This window comes from Vibrio sp. Vb1554 (assembly GCF_033344235.1).
In genome coordinates, this window is record NZ_JAWPOJ010000018.1 from 61,145 (window position 1) to 81,303 (window position 20,159).

Sequence of the window (20,159 nt, forward strand, 5' to 3'; positions counted from 1 at the left end):
TTCACTTTGCACTTACTGACGCGCCAGATCCGGCAAGTGCCCCTTTAAACCAAGCGCGCGCTTCATGATCTCATCTTTCGCTCCCGGCAGTTGCCCCGCTAAACTCAAGCCAATGCCACGAACGAGCTTCTTAGCTGGGTTCTCGCCAGAGAACAAATCTCGAAACCCTTGCATAGTAGCGATCATCTTTGCCGCTTCCGCTTTTCGCCAACGCTCGTAGCTTCTTAGGTTGCGTTTACTGCCGATATCTTGTCCCTGCTTCCAAAGTGCTAACACCTCTTGAGCAAGACTGGCCGCATCTAATAAACCTAAATTCACACCCTGCCCCGCTAATGGGTGAATGGTATGGGCCGCATCACCAACCAGCGCGACTCGCTCGACGACAAAATCTCGCGCATAGCGCATTTTCAAAGGAAACGCAGCACGCTCTCCCACTACTTCACATAGACCAAGTCGAGCATCAAACTCACTCGTTAACGCTTTATTGAAATCATGTTCACTCATTGCCACTAACTGCTCTGCTCGATTTGGCTCCGTGGACCAAACAATAGAGCACATATCTGGTTGCGACATTGGCAAAAATGCCAACGGTCCGTGAGGAGTAAATATCTGGCGCGCAATGCTGTTGTGTGGCATAGCAGTTTTGACATTCGCGACCAAAGCATGATGACCATAGTCCCAATGCGTTAATGGAATATCCATTTGATGGCGAAGCCACGAATTCGCCCCATCGGCTCCGACCACTAATTTAGCGGTCATGGCTTGGCCATTATCGAGCGTCAGCCAGCTTTCTTGCTCACCGACCGCGAGAGTCGCGCAACGTGCAGGCATAAACATAGTGACGTTATCGAGCTTTTGGACTTGTTCAAGTAGCGCAAGTTGAATCACACGATTCTCAACAATATGCCCTAAATCAGGTTGTGCCATGCTTTGTGCATTGAACTCAATACTAGCAAAGCTATCTTGCTCCCACACTTCCATACCGTAGTATGGTGAAGCTCGGCGTTGCTCTATCCCCTGCCAAGCGCCAAGCTTACGCAAGATCGTTTCACTAGAACGGCTCAACGCAGACACACGCACATCAGGTAACTCTTTCAACGACTCATCTGGCACCTTACCTTCTATTACGGCGACACGCAGGTCACTGTCCTTGAACGCGGCAGCAAGTGCCAACCCAACCATCCCTCCGCCGATGATGGCGATATCTACACTTTGCATCATTGCTTTTTATTACCTAATTCAGTGCGGCCGTTCATCGTTTTACCAAACCAAGCGTATGGCGCAGTAGCGGCTGCTTAAAAATAGAAAGGTTATCCATCGCTGCTAAGGCCGTATTTCGCCCAATTCGCATCGCGGGTAAATCATTTGAAAAAACATGCACTAAGGCACTGGTTAGCCAAATAGTTTCGCTTCGATCTGCTTCTCTACGTTGACTAAAGCGCATCAGGCCTTGATAAAGACCCACATCCTCACTTTGCTGTACAATTTCTTCTGCTAGTGAGACTACATCGCGAATACCGAGATTAAAGCCTTGTCCAGCTATCGGGTGCAGCGTTTGTGCCGCATTTCCAACAATCGCAAAGCGATGTGAAATATTTTGCTTTCGATGACGAAGAAGTAATGGGTAACTTGCACGACGCCCCACTTTTTTCATCGCGCCTAAACGCCAACCAAAATCGTTCTGTAAATGCTGGAGAAATGCTTGATCAGATAACTCAAGAACGGCTTGGGCTTCTTCAGGGTGCAAACACCAAACTAAGGACATTCGATTGTCACTCATTGGCAATAAAGCAACAGGGCCATTTTCAGTAAAACGTTCAAAGGCTCTACCTTGATGAGGTTCTTGAGTCACAATATTGGCAATGACAGCCACTTGTTCAAAATCTTGCTCAGAAAGTTCTAGACCAATTTTCTGACAACAGGTCGAAACAGCACCATCTGCAGCCACCAGCAGTTTTGCTTCAAGTTGCTCACCACTTTTCAACGTCACATGGGTACAGTTTTGCTCGCGCTCGATATCGGTAACCGAGTCAGGACAAAACAGCGTAATTGATTCGCTGCTGTCTAATAATTCTTGATATACACGCCCAACATCGGCTAATTCTACAACATACCCTAGAGCTCCCACCCCAACCTCTTGCTTGGTAATCTCCGTCATCCCAGCATGAGAACGGTCAGAAACGTGGATATGTTCAATGGGTGTGACAAACGGTTCTACTGACGTCCAGAGCTGTAGTTGACGCAACAGATTGACAGTACCGTAAGACAATGCGATTGAGCGAGAGTCAAAACCAGGGTGCATATCTGATTGTGCTTTAAAAGGCTCAACGACGGCAATGCGGAGCTTTCCCTGAGACAAATGGTCAATCGCCAATGCTAACGTTGCACCAGCCATGGCACCACCAGCAATGACTACATCATATTGCTTCATACTAACCTCTGGACGGTCTACGATTAGTGAATAGTAGGTTTTTTGTCGCTGCTTTCAGGACGAACACCAAATTCAGCATGAATCGTTAGTACGCAAGCTTTGATGTGCTCAATCACTTGCTCTAGCAATTGCGCTTGTTCACCAAGATCGTCATCTTCATCAATGCCTAATTTGGCAATCTCTTCTAGATCAGCCAGTGCTTCTTTAGCGTCATCAGATGCTTTGTTAAGCGCAACGCCTGCTAGACCTAGCCCAGAAATAAAGTGGTTTACAAAGTCGGACACACTGTCGGCTAATGCGAATAAGCCTTCTTCGCCCGGCTCATCTGGCAATAGTAAAGACAGCTCCATTGATGTGCCAGTAAGCTCATTAACAGTAACGTTGAATATGCTCTGAGCAAAAGTGAGTGCTGTCGAGGGCCACCCCATCCCATCATTGGTGTAGTCAAAAAGAATCGGCTGCCAAGTTTGATCATTGATCGCCAATCCACCACTTAACATGCCAACAAATAAGCCATGTAACTCCGCCGGTGTCACTGCTAGGCTTGCCGATTGCAGTTCAGCAGCAATAGATTGGTATTCAGGAAGGGTGATTTCACTCATAACTTGGCTCATTCTTGCGTAATAATGTATTGGTATATCCTACCATCAAGGTTAGTGGTCTGAAACGGCTATCAAATTCAATTTTGGACAGCATTTGTTCAATTTGCCCAATTCCTGTGTGATCTCGTCATCATTTCTCTTTCTGTGATGGGAAATGCTTGAATCTTAATAGCGGTTTTCCTATAGTTTGCTCCTCGGTAGTTGTATGAAGCAACACCTTAGATAGCGCGAATATAGAGTTTATTCATCATGAGCAATCAAGCGATCGACGTTGAAATATTAGGCAAACTTACACGAGTGAATTGTCCGACAGGACAAGAAGAGTCTCTTGTTGCAGCGGCAAAAGATCTGGATCGCCGATTGAAAGAAATGAGCGAACGTACTAAGGTAACCAATGAAATCCAACTGCTGACCTTTGCTGCATTGAATATTTGCTATGAGTTGCACACCAAGTCATACGAATCCAATGGTCAACAGCAAGAAATTACTGAGCGAATGGAAAAGCTCACCGCGTCTTTAGAGAACGCACTAAGCAAAGTTACGCAAGGACAGCAGTAAATACAAAATTTACCCTGGGGTGTGCGTCAGCAGGATTTAAGTCCCTGAGCCGATAAGCAATACCTAAGGGTTAGTATTTGGTAACTATTGAGCAAGCTCGGCATGCACCGAGAAGCCTACGGTTGTCATTGCTGATCCGCCTTGAACCAGCTGGTTCAAGGGCCACAATCCTCAACGGCACCCTGGGGTATTCTCTCTATGTCAGACCTCTCTCGACAAGACTTCCGCAAACTGATTCGTGAAAAGCGCAACGCTCTGTGCAGTGATACACAATACCAAGCGGGAATCGACCTTATTACTCAATTTTCCCAACTTCCTGAAATCGAGCAGGCGCAACATATTGCCATCTACCTTTCTGCAGACGGTGAGCTTGATACTAAACCGCTCATTGAATGGTTATGGCAACAGGGAAAATCGGTTTATCTGCCCGTCATCCATCCCTTTTCTAAAGGTCAGTTACTGTTTCTTCAGTATATAAGTGATGAACAGCTCGTCTACAACAAGTACGGCATCTTAGAGCCCAAGCTCGATATCAGACACCTCAAACCCGTTCGCCAGCTTGATTTAATCTGCACACCTTTAGTTGGGTTCGACAGCATCGGACACCGCTTAGGCATGGGCGGGGGGTACTACGATCGTACTCTGTCACGTTGGTTTGTAACTGGAGAGGGTGCTAAACCTGTCGGTATCGCTCATGACTGCCAACATGTAGAACGCTTACCAATTGAAAGCTGGGACATTCCATTACCTAAGATCGTGACCCCAAGCCAAATATGGCAATGGGAAAGTGACAAGTAAGCCGCTATAATCACGCCCGCAAACGTTAACGAACATCTATTCAGGAGATTGGCATGACTCAAGATGAAATGAAAAAAGCGGCTGGTTGGGCAGCACTAAAATATGTTGAGAAAGGCAGCATTGTCGGTGTTGGTACTGGCTCTACCGTGAATCACTTCATCGATGCACTAGGCACTATCAAAGATGATATTAAAGGTGCAGTGTCTAGCTCTGTCGCTTCAACTGAGCGCCTTAAAGAGCTTGGTATTGAAGTATACGAGTGTAACGATGTAATGAAGCTGGATGTGTATGTTGATGGCGCAGATGAGATCAACCCAGCACGTGAAATGATCAAAGGCGGCGGCGCGGCTCTGACTCGTGAGAAAATTGTCGCAGCAATCTCTGATAAGTTCGTATGTATCGTTGACGGCACTAAAGCAGTTGACGTACTTGGCCAGTTCCCATTGCCTGTTGAAGTAATCCCAATGGCACGCTCTTACGTGGCTCGTGAATTGGTAAAACTAGGTGGTGATCCAGCTTACCGTGAAGGCGTTGTGACTGACAACGGCAACGTGATTCTGGATGTGCACAATATGCAAATTACCAACCCGAAAGAAATGGAAGACAAAATAAACGGCATCGCTGGTGTGGTGACTGTGGGTCTTTTCGCTCATCGTGGTGCAGACGTAGTGATCACTGGCACACCAGAAGGTGCAAAAATTGAAGAATAAATAACAGCCCAAAATGAACCTATCTGGTTCACTTTTCTGTTATTTCATTACATACGGTGCTGCAAGGCACCGTTTTTTATTCCTTTCTATAATAAAATTATCTCTTATTCCGTAATTTTCTTACCCAAAACAATTTTTTTTTGTTACTTTATTGAACAGAAGACGCACAGGGAAACGTTTGTCTTCCTACAAAACTGTTAATTATCCCCTTTTTAATAGTTTTGCCCAATGTGCGCCACATTAGCCCACCTTTCCATTTTAAGGACGAGAAAAAATGGCCAAAGTTTCACTGGAAAAAGAAAAGATTAAGATCCTCTTGTTAGAGGGACTCCACCCTTCTTCAGTTGAAGTTCTTCAAGCAGCTGGTTATACCAACATTGAATACCATAAAGGTTCCCTTCCGGAAGAAGAACTAATTGAAGCAGTAAAAGACGTGCACTTCATTGGTATCCGCTCCCGTACGAGCCTATCTGAAGAGGTAATCAATGCGGCGAACAAGCTGGTTGCAATTGGCTGTTTTTGTATTGGTACTAACCAAGTAAACCTAGACGCAGCAGCAAAACGCGGTATTCCTGTCTTTAATGCACCATTCTCTAACACTCGAAGCGTGGCAGAGCTTGTACTTGGGCAAATCCTTTTACTAGTGCGTGGTATTCCTGAAAAGAATGCACTTGCACATCGCGGTATTTGGAAGAAAAGTGCAGACAACTCTTACGAAGCTCGTGGTAAGTGCCTTGGCATTATCGGATACGGTCACATTGGTACGCAGCTTGGTATTATTGCCGAAAACTTAGGTATGCGCGTTTACTACTACGATATTGAGAACAAACTGTCCCTTGGTAATGCGACGCAAGTACATACCATGAGTGAACTATTGAACAAATGTGATGTGATTTCTTTGCACGTTCCCGAAACACCGGAAACGAAAAACATGATGGGTGAAGCTGAATTTGCTCGAATGAAACCAGGTTCCATCTTTATCAACGCGGCACGTGGCACCGTTGTGGATATTCCTGCACTTTGCCATAGCTTAGAAGCTGGTCACCTTGCCGGCGCTGCAATTGATGTATTCCCAACTGAACCAAAAACAAATGCTGACCCGTTCGAGTCTCCTTTACAAAAATTCGATAACGTCATCCTTACTCCACACGTTGGTGGTTCAACGCAAGAAGCACAAGAGAATATCGGCTTAGAAGTGGCGGGCAAACTGGCTAAGTACTCTGATAACGGCTCGACACTTTCAAGCGTAAACTTCCCTGAAGTGTCATTGCCAGAACACAGTGGTGAGTGCTCTCGTCTGCTTCATATCCATAAGAACCGTCCTGGTATTCTAACTCAGATCAACACCATCTTTGCTGAAGAAGGCATTAACATTGCCGCGCAGTACCTACAAACAGCCGCTGAAATAGGCTACGTAGTGATCGACGTTGAAACTGAACGAGCAGAAGAAGCTCTAACAAAGCTCAAAAACATTGAAGGCACAATCCGTGCTCGTATCCTGCATTAAACTGTGAAATAGAAATGACAAAGGCAGGGGTTATGACTCCCTGCCTTTTGCTTTTTACTGTTTGCTAAGCCTTACTTTAGCTTATAAATGACATCGACTTGATCGCGAATGATCATAGTTGAATCTTGGTAGCTATTCGCTCCTTCTTTACTATCCATCGCCATTGAACGCATTAACACAGGCTGAACGTGCATCTGTCTGTAATTGATCTGCCATACATCGCCCAACTTTTTCTCAAAACCAGTCGCTAATGACCCTGCTTTTTCTCTTGCGTCCTTAATCGCAGCCATTCGTGCCTTTTGCTGATACTCGGCTTGGTTGCTTACCTTAAGTTGAATATTATCAACCTGATTAATTCCCGCTTCTAACGCCATATCTAGGTATTGGTTAAGGTTTTTCAGATCCGTCACCGTGACATCAATACTGCGAGATGCTCGATACCCAACAAGTTCTGCTTTTCCTGATTTAGGGTAATGGTACTGAGGAGCAAGGTATAAATTCGAGCTAGTAATATTGTCTTTTGACAAGCCGGCATCCGATAAGCTTTTTAGAAACTCTTCAACGGTTTTATCTACGGACAATTTCGCTTGTTCGGCCGTCATTGTCGTATCGACTACTTTTACAGAAAACGTAGCCATATCAGGTGTGGCCGTCACTTCGCCATACCCCGTTGTCGTAACATGAGCAAACTCTGGCGTATTCGCCAAAACTGAAGCACTGGTAAGGCTGAGTGCTGAAGCCAGCAAAAATGAATACAATTTCATTCAATAAATCCATCCATACAAAATTAAGTACTTAATCTCAGATTCCAACATCACTATCATGGCTGAGAAAGCGTGTGGTTTCATAATAGAAACTTCCGCCGATTATCCAAGCACCCATAGTGACTTCTAACACAACTTTGACTATGTAACATTGGCGTAATTTTTAAACAAAACACACTTAAGTTAACGATATGCAGCTCTGACGAACTTATTGAGGTAGATGCTGCTGCGCATACCCCACTATCGCATGTGAGATTTCTTGTAGTACCCCAGTTTCTAACTGCCAGTGGTGCCAATAAATCCGATGGGACATTAAAAAACCTGGAGTCACATCAACCAACACACCTCTGTCTAATTCGTCGGTAATTTGCAAGCGGGGGATCAAGCAATAAGCTACACCAGCTAACGCCACTTTTAGAAACGCTTCAGAACTACTGATGTTGTGATGAATAACGCTGTCAGGATTGACGTTAAAGTGCTCGGTAAGAAATGTTTTATGTAGATCATCATATTGGTCATATGAAACGGCCGGTGCTTTTGCCAATGTCTGATTATTTACGCCTTTAGAAAAATAACGCTGATAGAACTCTGGGCTCGCGACACAAACATAATCGATGCGACCTAAATAGTCTGCTCTGCATCCGGGGATTGGCTGGGACTCCAAGCTGATCGCTCCTGTCACTTCGCCACTTTTGAGTTTTTCAATAGAGCGGTATTCACCATAGATAGTCAGTTTTAGTTCAACTTGACGCTGCTTCATAACATTTTGCAGCGCTGGCAGTAGCCATGTTGCAAGGCTATCTGCATTAGTCGCTAAAGAGAGTTGCACAGGTCGCGTACTGGTATCATTTTTTAGTTCGGGGAGAATTTCATGCTCTAGCAAGCGTACTCGCCGATAAAGACCCAACAATTTTTTACCAATTGGCGTTGGCTTAGGTGGCTGGCTTCGAATTAAAACAGGCTGCGCGAGAAACTTCTCTAACTGCTTGATACGTTGAGAAATGGCGGATTGAGAAACAAATAAATGCTCGGCAGCACGCTCAAAGCTACCCTGATAAACTATAGCGTCTAATGCCTCAATCCATTTGTAATCTAACCCTCGCATACCTTTCCTCTCACTCTTGATCAAACGGCCTCCCGTTAAATTAGTCTATCTAATGTAAGATTAAAATCATTAATTATACTTATTTAGATAAACGCTTTATCTTTCCCTTTTCTGTAAATGTATTTGTTATTTTGAAGTGAGGTGAAGTGTGAGCTTGTGGGTTCTATTGCAAGGTTTTGGTTTAGGAGCATCAATGATCATTCCGATCGGCGCGCAAAATGCGTATGTTTTGAATCAAGGCATAAAGCGTAACCACCACCTAACAACCGCCACTATTTGTAGCGTGCTAGATATGATTTTCATCTCTCTAGGTATTTTTGGTGGTGGTGCAATTCTGTCTCAAAATGAAATCTTACTGACGTCGATGACACTTGGTGGTATTGCTTTCTTGAGCTTCTATGGACTGCTCTCGCTAAAAAGTGCTTTTAAGCCAGAGAGTGAATCGGAATCAAAAGGGGAGATTGTAGCTCGAGGTCGTCGAACGGTTATTCTAGGTGCGCTAGCTGTCACTGTGCTTAATCCGCACTTATATTTAGATACAGTCGTTATTCTAGGTTCGATCGGTGGACAATTTGAAGGCCATGATCGCATTGCTTTTGCACTAGGTACGATTCTGGCTTCCTTTGTTTGGTTCTACACTTTATCGATAGGAGCAGCCAAACTAGGTCCAACACTCTCTAAACCAAAAGTGAAAAAAACCATCGACATTGCAATCGCAATGATGATGTTCACAATAGCGTATATCTTAGCGAGTGAGCTTATTGATAAGTATTGGTAATCACCAGGTAGTAAGGCAGCAAAGACATGGAGTCACTAAAACGTATTTATAACAACAATAGAGAGCGATTCAACGCGCTCTCTATTCCTTTTCGGGAATGGCAGCACGAAGCCATCTTAGACTTTGAGACAGATATACGCATTGCGAGAGAGCTTGGTTGGACGGGTACGCATACCAAAAGCCTCTTTTTAACACTCAAAGGACAAGGTTACGCGGTTTATCTGACAGATAAGGACTCGCGCCTCGATGCCAAGCAGATTAAAGCGATTACAGGTAAACGTCCCTCTATTTGTAATGACGATGAAATGGTCGAAGTGTTGGGTTGCGTACCCGGCGCGGTTTGCCCAATAGGCTTACCGGAATACATCACTATCATTGTTGATACCAATCTCTATCAACATCAAGAGTTGCTCTATACGCCTGGCTTACCTGAGTTCACATTTGGATTTGCAGGTAAACATCTAAAACGCCTCTTACTTGCTGGTCATCACACCCTTTACGAAGTATAAAAAAGCGAGGCCTATTGGCCTCGCTTTTGAATATCGACTGCTTTTGATTAAGCGTCGACTTTGTTCAGGTGAACATCCATTTGTGGGAATGGAATCTCGATACCATTTTCATCCAATGCTTCTTTAATACCTTGCATTGCATCAAAGTATACGCCCCAGTAATCTGCAGTTTTCACCCATGGACGAACCACAAAGTTAACTGAAGAGTCTGCTAACGTAAGTACACCAATTGTGATATCTGGGTCTTTCAAGATACGTGGATCTTTCTCTAGCGTCTCACGAATCACTTTCTTCGTTAGTTTAAGGTCTGCTTTGTATGAAACACCAATCACTAGGTCGACACGTCGTGTCGCATGGCGAGAGTAGTTAGTAATGGCACCGCCGATAACTGAAGAGTTAGGCACAACAACCATTTTGTTGTCTGGTGTTTTTAGAACTGTTTGGAAGATTTGAATTGCTTCAACACTACCCGCTACACCACCGATTTCTACGTAGTCGCCTGATTTGAATGGACGGAACGCAACAATAAGTACGCCTGCTGCAAAGTTTGATAGTGAACCTTGTAGTGCAAGACCAACAGCAAGACCTGCCGCACCAATCACAGCAACAACAGAAGCGGTTTGAACTCCTAATCGACCAAGAGCCGCGATTAGCACGATTACAAATAGCAAGTAACGAACAAGACCGTGAATAAATTCAACGACGGCCTTATCCATGTTTTTCTTTTCTAGTACTTTAGAAACACTACCAGCGACTGCCTTAACGATAAGATTACCGATAAACAGAATAAGCAGCGCAGAGATAATGTTCACACCGTACTGAACCAGTAGATCTGAATTGTTTGTCAGCCAAGTTTCAGCCTGAGTTAGACCATCCGTTAAAGTGGTATCGATACCCACCGATTCACCTGCCATAATTCTTATCCTCAAAAATAAAGAGATATAAATCCAATTGCCGTTAATTTATGAACCTTGTTTTTTAAAGGCTCTTTTCTAAAACAACATCCCTATTGCTCCACTGAACAGTGTCAGATTTTTGGCACAATATCCCAACTCTGACTTTTTTCAAAGTCAGAGTTTCGCAAAGATATGCAAAACAAGACTTTATCAGAGCTTTCTGACACTGACTTGTTACAGGTTACGCAATGCACTCTGATTTCGCCACTCTTAAGACTGATATTCCCATGTTTTCTTTAAAAAAACGTTAAAGGTGAGATATCTCACTAGCAAATACAATCTAACGCATAAAAATATCGGGAGAAAGCAGCGGGGAAGAAAGTGATAGACATAAAAAAACCCGCTCAAAGAGCGGGTTTTTAAGTAACTTAATCAGTAACGATTATAGTACGTCAACTGCGTTAAGGTCAGCAAATGCTTGCTCTAGACGAGTAACCATTGAAGCTTGGCCTGCACGTAGCCATACGCGTGGATCGTAGTACTTCTTGTTTGGTGCATCTTCACCAGTTGGGTTACCGATCTGACCTTGTAGGTAATCGTGGTTTTCAGCTTCGAACTTACGGATACCATCCCAAGTAGCCCACTGTGTATCAGTATCGATGTTCATTTTGATTACACCGTAGCCGATAGATTCACGGATTTCTTCTAGAGAAGAACCTGAACCACCGTGGAATACGAAGTTTAGAGAGTTCGCTGGAAGACCGAATTTCTCAGAAACGTGCGCTTGAGAATCACGTAGGATAGTTGGAGTTAGTACAACGTTACCTGGCTTGTATACGCCGTGTACGTTACCGAAAGATGCTGCGATAGTGAAACGGTGGCTGATTGCGCTTAGTTTCTCGTATGCGTATGCAACGTCTTCTGGAGAAGTGTATAGCTCAGACGCATCCATATCAGAGTTGTCAACGCCATCTTCTTCACCACCAGTACAACCTAGTTCGATTTCTAGAGTCATGTTCATTTTAGCCATGCGCTCTAGGTACTTAGCAGAAATTTCGATGTTCTCTTCTAGAGACTCTTCAGAAAGGTCGATCATGTGAGAAGAGAATAGTGGCTTACCAGTTTGCGCGAAGTACTCTTCACCAGCGTCTAGTAGACCGTCGATCCAAGGAAGTAGTTTCTTAGCTGCGTGGTCAGTGTGTAGGATTACTGGAACACCGTAAGCTTCAGCTACAGCGTGAACGTATTTCGCACCAGCAACAGCACCTAGGATTTGAGCTTCTTGACCTTCAAGTTTTAGACCTTTACCAGCAAAGAAAGCAGCGCCACCGTTAGAGAACTGAACGATAACTGGAGCTTTAACTTTTGCAGCTGCTTCAAGTACTGCGTTTACAGAGTCAGTACCCACACAGTTTACTGCTGGAAGTGCAAAGCTGTTTTCTTTTGCAACTTCAAATACTTTCTGAACGTCATCGCCAGAGATAACACCTGGTTTTACGAAGTCGAAGATCTTAGACATGGATGTAATCCTATTTATCTGTCGTTTTTAAACAAAACTTGTTAAGTTGAAAATCTTGCAAACGTTTGCTCACAACTGAGGCTATTCTAGCAGAGTTCCTCACACGTTGCAGCAAACAAGAAAGCGGGAGAATCACTCCCCCGCTTTGCTTTAATTACTTAGCGCGTGCTTCTAGCATTTCTACTGCTGGAAGAACTTTACCTTCTACGAACTCAAGGAAAGCGCCGCCGCCAGTAGAGATGTAAGATACATCCGCTTTGATACCGAACTTGTCGATAGCTGCTAGCGTGTCACCACCGCCTGCAACAGAGAAGCCTTCAGAAGCTGCGATAGCTTCAGAGATACCTTTAGTACCTGCTTCGAAGTTCTTGAATTCGAATACGCCTACTGGACCATTCCATAGGATAGTCTTAGCGTTTTTAAGGATTTCAGCTAGTTCAGCTGTTGAATCTGGACCAAGGTCGAAGATCATGTCGTCGTCTTGTACTTCAGAAACGTGCTTAATTTCAGCTTCTGCGTTCTCGTCGAATGCTTTCGCACATGCAACGTCAGTTGCTACTGGAATTGCACACTCGTCCATTAGCTTCTTAGCTGTTTCAACTAGGTCTGCTTCGTATAGAGACTTACCAACGTTGTGGCCAGCAGCTGCGATGAATGTGTTAGCAATACCACCACCAACAACGAGTTGGTCAGCGATTTTAGATAGAGACTCAAGAACCGTTAGCTTAGTAGAAACTTTTGAACCACCTACGATAGCAACCATTGGACGAGCTGGCTTGTCCATTGCTTTGCCTAGCGCTTCTAGTTCGTTCGCTAGTAGAGGACCAGCACATGCTACGTCTGCGTGCATACCAACGCCGTGAGTAGATGCTTGAGCACGGTGAGCCGTACCGAATGCGTCCATTACGAATACGTCACATAGTGCTGCGTATTTCTTAGATAGCTCTTCGTCGTTTTTCTTTTCGCCTTTGTTGAAGCGAACGTTTTCAAGAACAACAAGTTCACCCGCATTTAGCTCTAGGCCATCTAGGTAGTCTTTTGCTAGCTTCACTTCGCAATCTAGTGCGTCGTTTAGGTAGTTAACAACTGGTTGTAGAGAGAACTCTTCAGCGTATTCACCTTCAGTTGGGCGACCTAGGTGAGACGTAACCATTACTTTAGCGCCTGCTTCTAGGCAGTGCTTAATAGTTGGAAGAGATGCGATGATACGTGCATCCGAAGTTACTTTACCGTCTTTTACTGGCACGTTTAGGTCAGCACGGATAAATACACGTTTACCTGCAAGATCCAGGTCAGTCATCTTGATTACAGACATGATGTGTCCTCTCAAATATTTAATAATTAAAGTTTTTGAAAACTCGGCAACCCTGCCAAGCCTGTTAATTCTTCAAACTGGTTATAGATATGGAGATATTATGGATTTATTTCAAGGCTAGAAATAAAAATTCTCCATCACTTCTTCGTCATTACTGTTCCACTTGCGAAGAAGCTTGCATTGCTAAGGCAGTATCCAGCATCCGGTTAGCAAAGCCCCATTCGTTGTCGCACCAAACGAGCATTTTTACGAGTTGCCCGTTACTCACTCTAGTCTGGCTTCCATCCACAATCGCACTATGGGGGTCGTGGTTAAAGTCGATGGAAACGAGTGGCGATTCAGTATAGTCAACAATGTTACGTAATGTACACTGAGATGCGTTGACAATGGTTTGATTTACGTCATTAACTTTCACATTTGTACTAATTGTGACACTTAAATCCATTGCAGTGACGTTAACCGTTGGAACACGAACAGAAATTGCTTCGAATTTGTTGGAAAATTTCGGGAAGATCCTTTCAATCCCCTTATGCAACTTAGTGTCCACCGGAATAATAGATTGGCTTGCAGCACGGGTACGGCGTAAGTCGTTATGATACGCATCAATTACTTGTTGATCGTTCATGGACGAATGAATTGTGGTAATGGTGCCAGACTCTATGCCGAAGGCTTCGTCTAGTACTTTAATGATGGGAACGATACAGTTGGTGGTGCAAGAGCCATTGGAGACAACACGGTGCTCGTCTTTCAGAGTTTCGTGGTTCACGCCATAGATAATCGTATTATCTAGGTCGTTTGCGCCCGGGTGCGAAAACAGTACTTTCTTCGCGCCTGCTTCTATATGCGCTTGCCCATCCGCTTGCGAACCAAATACGCCAGTGCAATCCAAGACGATATCAACTTCTAAATCACGCCAAGGAAGTAATTCGATTTCGGAGAGATGGAGAATGCGAATGGAATCATATTCACCGCTGTCATGATGAACATGCAAATGTTCTTGGTCATGGGAAATTTTTTTACCAAAGCGACCATGACTGGTGTCATATTGCAGTAGGTGTGCCATCGCCTCTGGCTGTGCTAGTTCGTTTACCGCCACAACCTTGATCTGCTGGTGTTTTCCGCTTTCATACACCGCTCGCAGAACATTACGACCTATACGTCCAAATCCATTGATCGCAACCTTTAGCATTTATCCTTCGCCCTACCAAAAATTTCGTGTCACAGATACTACCTGATCAGGCTGACAAACGCACCTGTTGAATCAAAGTAAAGCAGGATTAAAAAAAGGTCGAGACTATGCTCGACCTTATTACAACGATAGATAATTAAAATGCGACGTCTAAACCTAACCAGTAGCGACGACCATCTTCAATATATCCGTATTCTTCGTAACTGATTTCCTCGTCCAGCAAGTTATAGATAGCGCCTTTAATACGAGTATTGTCGGTTAACTGGTATGTCACACCGGCGTCCACAAAGGTATAAGCTGGCTCTACGATACTGTTTCTTGATGGGCCAGTAACCGGATCCATTTCTTTACCTCGGTACGTGACTTTCGCCCAGCTCTCTAGATCTGTTGTCGTTTGCCAAGTCACATCCACATTAAACAGGTGCTTTGGTAACTGCTGCAGCGGCATGCCTTTGTATTCACCTGTTTTTTGCTCTGAGTCGGTAAATGTGTAGCTCGAGCTGAGGTAAATGGTTTCCGTTAATGGCGATGCTAAGGTCGCTTCAATACCTTGTGTGACCGCTTCGTCCACGTTAATGCGGTACGTTGGATCTGCACCCCATTGGTTTGGTCCATCTGTACAGATGGTATCTGGACAAACAACACGTGTGATCTTGTCTTTGAACTCATTATGGAACGCAGTCAAAGAGACATCTAAACCAGAGTCACCTTGATACAAGACACTGATTTCTTTGTTTAGCGACGTTTCAGGGTCAAGGTCTGGGTTACCGTAGATATTACCGCCGCCACTGACTTGCGCCCAACCAGGAGTAATTTCACGTAATTGTGGAGAACGGAAACCTGTTGCCACACCGCCTTTCACAGTCCAAGACGGGTCAACTCGCCATACACCATAGACACGCGGACTAAAGTGCGCGCCATAGTTTTCGTCATGATCTAGACGGCCGCCAAGCGTAACGCTAAACGGATCAGCAATTCTCCATTCATCTTCAATGAAAACAGCCCACTGCGTATTCGATGTTTCAGTCTTCGATGACGCTTTGTTGGAGGTGAAATCCTCAAGCTCTGCATGAGTAGCGTCCACACCCGTCGTCAACGTATGGTTTCCAATACCAGTCACCAAGCTCGATTTGAACGTGGTGTTGGTGATCGTCATCTCACGAGATTTGTTCTCGCTCTCTTCTCGCTGTAAGTAAGTATCTGAAATTCCCACCGAATCCCAATCACCGTTGTGGCTTACCGTTACGTAATTACGACGATATTCATTCAGTGAATCTTCACACCCACCACGACACCCAGTGGTCGGCACTGAAAGGCCCACATTACCACGACGACTTTGTGCCGAGGTGCCACCTTCTAATTGCACCGAGTGGCGCTCATTAATCTGGTAAGTCAGCTTTGAAGAGATACTCTGCATATCTTTATCTTCATAACCGTATTCGATGTCATCTTCTTCTCTGGTTGTGTACTGACCATATACTTGGAGAGATAAATTTTCAGCCAACGGACCATTAACGAAAAAATTCGCGCTCTGCTCTCCCCCTGAGCGACTATTCTCTTGTAGTACCGTGCCCAGTTGAACATTACCCGTCCACTCTAGCGCATCTTTTCGTGTGATGACGTTAATCACACCACCAATCGCATCAGAACCGTAAAGCGTCGACATTGGGCCACGAATAACTTCGATTCGCTCAATCGCTTGAAGAGGAGGTAACCAACCTTGTTCGATACCAGGGCCGTCACTATTTGGACGAGTTTCACGCGTACTTTGACGTTTACCATCGACCAGTATCAAAGTGTATTTAGAACCCATACCACGGATACTAATGTCGGTGGTATCACCACCACCTGTCACGACAACACCTGGCACACTTTTTAGTGCATCAGTCACATCGCGGTAATAACGGGAGTCCAACTCCTCACGTGAAATCACACTAATACTTGCAGGCGCGTCCGCTTGAGATTGCTCATAACTTGATGCAGTTACAACCACTGTTTCCATTTTAGAAACTGCATCATTGGCAAAAACATGAGGGACACTGACGAAGGCTAAAATACCAGTTGCGGTAATAACTGGCAGTCTAAGAGTAGACATCTACATCTCCATAATTGATAATGATTATTATTTTCGAAAGTGAATTATTCACAAATAGAATGAGATGCATAGTGAGAGTTATGGAACGGTTCTTTCCATTTATGGAACTCGTACATAACGCAGTAAGGAGTAAAAGAAATATGCACGACTTAGCATCAATTAGAGCCTTTGATGCGCTCAATCAGCATAAAAGTTTGACAGCCGCTGCTAAAGCCCTTAATCAGCCAAAATCAACGCTAAGTCGTCGCTTGGCACAATTAGAAGAAGACTTCGGTCAGGCTCTAACCGCCAGACAAGGTAATCGATTAGTTCTGACAAGAGCTGGAGAAATCTTTGCCCACTACAGCCGCCAGATTCTTGAGTTAAGCGAAGAGAGTTATGATGCACTGCAAGGTTTAACGAACCAAGTTTCAGGGCCACTGCATATTGTTTGTCATACTGCCTTAGTTAGAAGCTGGCTCGGCGGCGTACTCAATCGTTTTCTTGCTGATAATCCCGATGTTAGAGTTCAACTTACCAGTGACTTTTCTGAGGCGCATCATGACCCAGATTTGTTCATCTGGCTCGGTGAACGTAAAGAGCTAGACTGGCGAAAAGAAGTGCTGGGGGTATTTCGCTATACGCCTTTTGCCTCTCCAAATTATCTAAAACAACATGGGCCTATACCGCACCCCAAAGAACTTGAAGCACATCCATGGATCGATTTTGGTTCAGTGCAAGAAAATGGATTGATGCTAGCACACCCTCAACACGGTGAGTTCTTTTTAGAACCCTTTGTTAGTCGCTTATACAGCGACAACATAGCAATGCAAATAGACAGTATCGCGAATGGTCATGGTATTGGACTGCTGCCGACTTGGACAGCATGCGGCTATGAGAAACATCACCCAGGGCGAATCACACCATGCTTAGAAGGTTGGGTTTCTGAGCCTATTTCCATTAACTGCTATACACCAGCAGGACGACCACCACTGCGCTTATCCGTACTTTTAGACTGCATTCACCAAAGCATTCCACAAGGTTGGAAAACCTGACAAAAATAAAAAGGCCATCATAATGATGGCCTTTCTAACTTTAGCATCTAACAGTTGTCGTTTACGTTCGACTGTTTAGATGGTCCTGCAATTACGCTAGCAATTCTTTAGCTGTGTTCACTACGTTTTCAGTCGTGAAGCCAAACATCTCGAATAGCTGACCAGCAGGTGCAGATTCACCGAATGTTGTCATACCGATGATACGACCGTCGAAGCCTACGTACTTGTACCAGAAATCCGCAATGCCCGCTTCAATAGCGATACGTGCCGTTACGTCTGATGGCAGTACAGATTCACGGTAAGCAGCGTCTTGTTTGTCGAATGCGTCTGTTGATGGCATTGAAACAACGCGTACTTTCTTGCCTTCTGAAGTTAGTTGCTCAGCGGCTTTCACTGCAAGCTCAACCTCAGAACCTGTTGCGATAAGGATTAGCTCAGGCTTACCTTCGCTATCTTTCAGGATGTAAGCACCTTTCGCGATGTCTGCGACTTGTTCAGCAGTACGCTCTTGTTGCGCTAGGTTTTGACGAGAGAAGATAAGTGCAGTTGGTGCATCTTTACGTTCAATCGCTAGTTTCCATGCAACTGCAGACTCAACTTGGTCACATGGGCGCCATGTGCTCATGTTTGGAGTTACACGTAGAGACGCCATTTGCTCAACAGGTTGGTGAGTTGGGCCATCTTCGCCAAGACCGATCGAATCATGCGTGTAAACTTGGATGTTCTGAATTTTCATCAGCGCAGCCATACGCATTGCGTTACGAGCGTATTCCATGAACATTAGGAATGTTGCGCCGTAAGGAACGAAACCACCGTGCAATGCGATACCGTTGATGATAGCAGTCATACCGAATTCGCGTACACCGTAGTGGATGTAGTTGCCAGAGAAGTCCTCCGTTTCTAGAGACTTAGAACCAGACCACATGGTCAGGTTAGAAGGCGCTAGGTCAGCAGAACCACCCATAAACTCAGGAAGCATTTGACCAAACGCTTCTAGTGCATTTTGCGATGCTTTACGTGATGCAATGTTCGCTGGGTTTGCTTGAAGATCGGCAATGATTTGGTTCGCTTTTTCTTCCCACTGTGCAGGAAGTTCGCCGTTTAGACGTCGTTTAAGCTCTGCCGCTTCAGCAGGGTAAGCTGCAGCGTATGCCTCGAATTTTTCATTCCAAGCTGCTTCTTTCGCGGCGCCCGCTTCTTTTGCATCCCACTCAGCGTAAACATCTGCCGGGATCTCAAATGGGCCATACTCCCAACCTAGGTATTCACGAGCCGCTTGGATCTCATCGTGACCTAGTGGTGCACCGTGACAGTCGTGCGAACCAGACTTGTTAGGAGAACCGAAACCGATAATTGTTTTGGTACAGATAAGCGTAGGACGTGGGTCCGCTTTTGCTGCTTCAATTGCTGCGTTGATCGCGTCTGAGTCGTGACCATCGACTGCTGGGATTACATGCCAGCCGTACGCTTCAAAACGCTTAGGTGTATCGTCAGAGAACCAGCCTTCAACGTGACCGTCGATAGAAATGCCGTTGTCATCCCAAAACGCGATCAGTTTGCCTAGACCTAACGTCCCAGCAAGAGAGCATGCTTCATGCGAGATGCCTTCCATTAGACAGCCGTCACCCATGAACACATACGTAAAGTGGTCAACGATATCGTGACCTTCTTTGTTGAACTGTGCCGCTAGTGCTTTCTCTGCGATCGCCATACCAACAGCGTTAGTGATGCCTTGACCTAGAGGACCCGTTGTTGTCTCGATACCAGGCGCGTAGCCGTACTCTGGGTGACCTGGGGTTTTTGAGTGCAATTGACGGAAGTTTTTCAGATCGTCAATAGATAGCTCGTAACCGCTTAAGTGCAGTAGAGAGTAAATAAGCATTGACCCATGACCGTTTGACAGCACAAAGCGATCGCGGTCGGCCCACTCTGGGTTTGAAGGGTTATGGTTTAGGTGAGAGCGCCAAAGAACTTCAGCGATATCAGCCATACCCATTGGTGCGCCTGGGTGGCCTGAGTTAGCTTGTTGAACACCATCCATGCTTAGAGCACGAATTGCATTGGCAAGATGTTTACGAGACGACATGTCTGCTCCTGAGTACATTAAGCGAAACGAAAAGTAGGTCATAATTCTCTCAAAGCCCTGTTGGGTGTGCAAACGTTTTCCAGTCCAAAACCTCACAAATATTGCACCTTTCGCGCCAAATCGTTCGAAGTTCTTAAAATTATCAATAAATCAGGCAAACGTTTGGTTATAACAAAAACCAAAAAAGAGCTTGTAATTCGAGCAATCAAATTTAGAATAGACGTCTAGATGTAGATACACCTACAAAAATTAGTATTAATTTG

General features: G+C 44.9%; 18 protein-coding genes and 1 other RNA gene. 8 read left to right on the plus strand and 11 right to left on the minus strand.

Features of this window, described 5'->3' with window-relative positions; translation table 11 throughout:
* Positions 1 to 12: 12 nt before the first annotated feature.
* From R8N28_RS15560 to R8N28_RS15570, 3 genes are read right to left on the minus strand one after another with little or no spacing between them, the layout of a single operon-like run.
* Positions 13 to 1,221, minus strand: coding sequence for an FAD-dependent 2-octaprenylphenol hydroxylase (locus tag R8N28_RS15560; protein WP_065274853.1), 1,209 nt, complete (start codon positions 1,219 to 1,221; stop codon positions 13 to 15).
* A 31-nt stretch (positions 1,222 to 1,252) separates the two neighbouring features.
* Positions 1,253 to 2,431, minus strand: a complete 1,179-nt coding sequence (gene ubiH, locus R8N28_RS15565) for a 2-octaprenyl-6-methoxyphenyl hydroxylase (RefSeq protein WP_065274854.1) — start codon at positions 2,429 to 2,431, stop codon at positions 1,253 to 1,255.
* A 23-nt stretch (positions 2,432 to 2,454) separates the two neighbouring features.
* Positions 2,455 to 3,033, minus strand: a complete 579-nt coding sequence (locus R8N28_RS15570) for a YecA family protein (RefSeq protein ID WP_005380976.1) — start codon at positions 3,031 to 3,033, stop codon at positions 2,455 to 2,457.
* A gap of 249 nt (positions 3,034 to 3,282) precedes the next feature.
* Between R8N28_RS15570 and R8N28_RS15575 the strand changes: the two genes are divergently transcribed.
* The 5 genes from R8N28_RS15575 (at position 3,283) to serA (ending at position 6,606) form a co-directional block, all read left to right on the plus strand.
* Complete coding sequence (locus tag R8N28_RS15575) at positions 3,283 to 3,591, plus strand: cell division protein ZapA (protein WP_005384553.1); 309 nt, start codon at positions 3,283 to 3,285, stop codon at positions 3,589 to 3,591.
* 8 nt (positions 3,592 to 3,599) lie between these two features.
* A non-coding RNA gene (gene ssrS / locus R8N28_RS15580) (6S RNA) lies at positions 3,600 to 3,784 on the plus strand.
* Positions 3,785 to 3,789: 5 nt separating this feature from the next.
* Positions 3,790 to 4,389: a 5-formyltetrahydrofolate cyclo-ligase gene (locus tag R8N28_RS15585; protein WP_065274855.1), complete on the plus strand. Its 600-nt coding sequence runs from the start codon at positions 3,790 to 3,792 to the stop codon at positions 4,387 to 4,389.
* 53 nt (positions 4,390 to 4,442) lie between these two features.
* Positions 4,443 to 5,099 (plus strand): ribose-5-phosphate isomerase RpiA, encoded by a 657-nt coding sequence (rpiA, locus tag R8N28_RS15590; protein WP_005380982.1) that lies wholly within the window; start codon positions 4,443 to 4,445, stop codon positions 5,097 to 5,099.
* A gap of 274 nt (positions 5,100 to 5,373) precedes the next feature.
* Positions 5,374 to 6,606 (plus strand): phosphoglycerate dehydrogenase, encoded by a 1,233-nt coding sequence (serA, locus tag R8N28_RS15595; protein ID WP_065274856.1) that lies wholly within the window; start codon positions 5,374 to 5,376, stop codon positions 6,604 to 6,606.
* A gap of 71 nt (positions 6,607 to 6,677) precedes the next feature.
* On the opposite strand, the gene R8N28_RS15600 is transcribed toward serA, so the two are convergent.
* Entirely contained in the window at positions 6,678 to 7,370 is a 693-nt protein-coding gene (locus R8N28_RS15600; protein WP_005384550.1) for an oxidative stress defense protein, read from the minus strand.
* A gap of 208 nt (positions 7,371 to 7,578) precedes the next feature.
* A complete protein-coding gene (locus tag R8N28_RS15605) occupies positions 7,579 to 8,475 on the minus strand; it encodes a LysR family transcriptional regulator ArgP (protein WP_005380990.1) in 897 nt (298 codons plus the stop codon).
* A gap of 148 nt (positions 8,476 to 8,623) precedes the next feature.
* Between R8N28_RS15605 and R8N28_RS15610 the strand changes: the two genes are divergently transcribed.
* Positions 8,624 to 9,253: a LysE/ArgO family amino acid transporter gene (locus R8N28_RS15610; protein ID WP_065274857.1), complete on the plus strand. Its 630-nt coding sequence runs from the start codon at positions 8,624 to 8,626 to the stop codon at positions 9,251 to 9,253.
* A gap of 26 nt (positions 9,254 to 9,279) precedes the next feature.
* Positions 9,280 to 9,762: a YbaK/EbsC family protein gene (locus R8N28_RS15615; RefSeq protein WP_017633558.1), complete on the plus strand. Its 483-nt coding sequence runs from the start codon at positions 9,280 to 9,282 to the stop codon at positions 9,760 to 9,762.
* 47 nt (positions 9,763 to 9,809) lie between these two features.
* On the opposite strand, the gene mscS is transcribed toward R8N28_RS15615, so the two are convergent.
* The 5 genes from mscS to R8N28_RS15640 all read right to left on the minus strand — a co-directional run bounded on the left by mscS (position 9,810) and on the right by R8N28_RS15640 (position 16,776).
* Positions 9,810 to 10,676 carry a small-conductance mechanosensitive channel MscS gene (gene mscS / locus R8N28_RS15620; protein WP_005380995.1) on the minus strand — a complete coding sequence of 289 codons (867 nt, stop codon included), beginning with the start codon at positions 10,674 to 10,676 and terminating at the stop codon, positions 9,810 to 9,812.
* A gap of 424 nt (positions 10,677 to 11,100) precedes the next feature.
* Positions 11,101 to 12,177: a class II fructose-bisphosphate aldolase gene (gene fbaA / locus R8N28_RS15625; protein ID WP_005380996.1), complete on the minus strand. Its 1,077-nt coding sequence runs from the start codon at positions 12,175 to 12,177 to the stop codon at positions 11,101 to 11,103.
* 154 nt (positions 12,178 to 12,331) lie between these two features.
* Entirely contained in the window at positions 12,332 to 13,492 is a 1,161-nt protein-coding gene (locus R8N28_RS15630) for a phosphoglycerate kinase (protein ID WP_005384547.1), read from the minus strand.
* 151 nt (positions 13,493 to 13,643) lie between these two features.
* Positions 13,644 to 14,681, minus strand: a complete 1,038-nt coding sequence (epd, locus tag R8N28_RS15635) for an erythrose-4-phosphate dehydrogenase (protein ID WP_005384545.1) — start codon at positions 14,679 to 14,681, stop codon at positions 13,644 to 13,646.
* A gap of 136 nt (positions 14,682 to 14,817) precedes the next feature.
* A complete protein-coding gene (locus tag R8N28_RS15640) occupies positions 14,818 to 16,776 on the minus strand; it encodes a ligand-gated channel protein (protein WP_065274858.1) in 1,959 nt (652 codons plus the stop codon).
* Positions 16,777 to 16,916: 140 nt separating this feature from the next.
* On the opposite strand from R8N28_RS15640, the gene R8N28_RS15645 reads away from it, so the two are divergent.
* Positions 16,917 to 17,810 (plus strand): LysR family transcriptional regulator, encoded by an 894-nt coding sequence (locus R8N28_RS15645; protein WP_065274859.1) that lies wholly within the window; start codon positions 16,917 to 16,919, stop codon positions 17,808 to 17,810.
* Between the two features lie 91 nt (positions 17,811 to 17,901).
* Here R8N28_RS15645 and tkt read toward each other — a convergent pair whose 3' ends face one another.
* Positions 17,902 to 19,896, minus strand: coding sequence for a transketolase (gene tkt, locus R8N28_RS15650; RefSeq protein WP_005381028.1), 1,995 nt, complete (start codon positions 19,894 to 19,896; stop codon positions 17,902 to 17,904).
* Between the last annotated feature and the right edge of the window lie 263 nt (positions 19,897 to 20,159).

What these genes read in the sequence shown, in the direction of transcription:
- tkt (WP_005381028.1), bottom strand. Translation starts at nt 19,896, where the DNA reads ATGTCGTCTCGTAAACATCTTGCCAATGCAATTCGTGCTCTAAGCATG.
- R8N28_RS15645 (WP_065274859.1), top strand. Translation starts at nt 16,917, where the DNA reads ATGCACGACTTAGCATCAATTAGAGCCTTTGATGCGCTCAATCAGCAT.
- R8N28_RS15630 (WP_005384547.1), bottom strand. Translation starts at nt 13,492, where the DNA reads ATGTCTGTAATCAAGATGACTGACCTGGATCTTGCAGGTAAACGTGTA.
- R8N28_RS15575 (WP_005384553.1), top strand. Translation starts at nt 3,283, where the DNA reads ATGAGCAATCAAGCGATCGACGTTGAAATATTAGGCAAACTTACACGA.
- epd (WP_005384545.1), bottom strand. Translation starts at nt 14,681, where the DNA reads ATGCTAAAGGTTGCGATCAATGGATTTGGACGTATAGGTCGTAATGTT.
- R8N28_RS15640 (WP_065274858.1), bottom strand. Translation starts at nt 16,776, where the DNA reads ATGTCTACTCTTAGACTGCCAGTTATTACCGCAACTGGTATTTTAGCC.
- R8N28_RS15605 (WP_005380990.1), bottom strand. Translation starts at nt 8,475, where the DNA reads ATGCGAGGGTTAGATTACAAATGGATTGAGGCATTAGACGCTATAGTT.
- R8N28_RS15615 (WP_017633558.1), top strand. Translation starts at nt 9,280, where the DNA reads ATGGAGTCACTAAAACGTATTTATAACAACAATAGAGAGCGATTCAAC.
- ubiH (WP_065274854.1), bottom strand. Translation starts at nt 2,431, where the DNA reads ATGAAGCAATATGATGTAGTCATTGCTGGTGGTGCCATGGCTGGTGCA.
- R8N28_RS15570 (WP_005380976.1), bottom strand. Translation starts at nt 3,033, where the DNA reads ATGAGTGAAATCACCCTTCCTGAATACCAATCTATTGCTGCTGAACTG.
- R8N28_RS15585 (WP_065274855.1), top strand. Translation starts at nt 3,790, where the DNA reads ATGTCAGACCTCTCTCGACAAGACTTCCGCAAACTGATTCGTGAAAAG.
- R8N28_RS15600 (WP_005384550.1), bottom strand. Translation starts at nt 7,370, where the DNA reads ATGAAATTGTATTCATTTTTGCTGGCTTCAGCACTCAGCCTTACCAGT.
- fbaA (WP_005380996.1), bottom strand. Translation starts at nt 12,177, where the DNA reads ATGTCTAAGATCTTCGACTTCGTAAAACCAGGTGTTATCTCTGGCGAT.
- R8N28_RS15560 (WP_065274853.1), bottom strand. Translation starts at nt 1,221, where the DNA reads ATGATGCAAAGTGTAGATATCGCCATCATCGGCGGAGGGATGGTTGGG.
- mscS (WP_005380995.1), bottom strand. Translation starts at nt 10,676, where the DNA reads ATGGCAGGTGAATCGGTGGGTATCGATACCACTTTAACGGATGGTCTA.
- rpiA (WP_005380982.1), top strand. Translation starts at nt 4,443, where the DNA reads ATGACTCAAGATGAAATGAAAAAAGCGGCTGGTTGGGCAGCACTAAAA.
- serA (WP_065274856.1), top strand. Translation starts at nt 5,374, where the DNA reads ATGGCCAAAGTTTCACTGGAAAAAGAAAAGATTAAGATCCTCTTGTTA.